This is a genomic window from Aminobacter sp. P4_D5 (assembly GCF_056401815.1).
The window spans coordinates 1-763 of the sequence record NZ_JBFUIP010000612.1 but is presented as its reverse complement, the minus strand read 5'-3'; the positions used below and the strand labels follow the sequence as shown (position 1 = coordinate 763).

The 763-nt window shown below is 71.7% G+C and carries 1 protein-coding gene and 1 pseudogene; both read left to right on the top strand.

Going from position 1 to position 763, the window contains the following annotated elements:
• Positions 1 to 368: pseudogene (locus tag AC1DWF_RS33865) on the top strand (glycosyl transferase); the annotation flags it as partial.
• Positions 365 to 763 (top strand): squalene/phytoene synthase family protein (locus AC1DWF_RS33860; protein ID WP_476842868.1); only part of this gene is annotated, 399 nt, incomplete at its 3' end. The pseudogene AC1DWF_RS33865 and the gene AC1DWF_RS33860, both read left to right, overlap by 4 nt.

The window sequence follows — 763 nt, the reverse complement described above, 5'->3', positions numbered from 1 at the left end:
GGACCCCGCTCGCCACCTGCCGGATGTACGCCGCCTTCGGCGAGGCCTGGGCGGGCTTCCTCAAGAACGCTCGGGAGGGCATGGCGACCCCCCTCGGCCTGCCCATCTGGACGGTGCTGCTGGCGGGCGCGCATCTCTGGCCCTGGGCGCTGCTGCCCCAGGCCGAGGCGGCCGCGACCCTCCTTCTCGCCTTCGCGCTCCGCGCCGCCGTCACTTGGCGGACCCGCGAGCCCTGGTGGACCGTGCCGCTCCACCCGCTGACGGTCCTCGTCGCCCTCGCCCTGCAATGGACCGCCCTGATCCGCGGTCTGCTCGGCTACCCCGCGGGCTGGAAAGGGCGCGCATATCCCGGCACAAGACCGGCATGAACGATCTGGCCGCCCCGGAGAGCCCCAACCGGGACCACGACACGGAGAATTTCCCGACCGCCTCGCTGATCCTGGCGAAGCCGGTGCGCGCCAAGGTCATGGCCTTCTACCGCTTCGTCCGCATGGCCGATGACATCGCCGACAGCCCCAGCCTGATGCCGGCGGAGAAACTCGCCCGGCTGGATGCGATGGAGGCCGCGCTGGACGATCCGGCGACCGCGCTGCCCGTCGCTGCCGCGATGCATCGCGAGCAGGTCGGCGTGGAGGAGGCGCGGCGGATGCTCTCCGCCTTCCGGCAGGATTCGGAGCAGCACCGCTACACCGAATGGACCGACCTCGAGGACTATTGCACCCGCAGCGCCGATCCCGTGGGCCGCATGCTGCTGCGCCTGCAC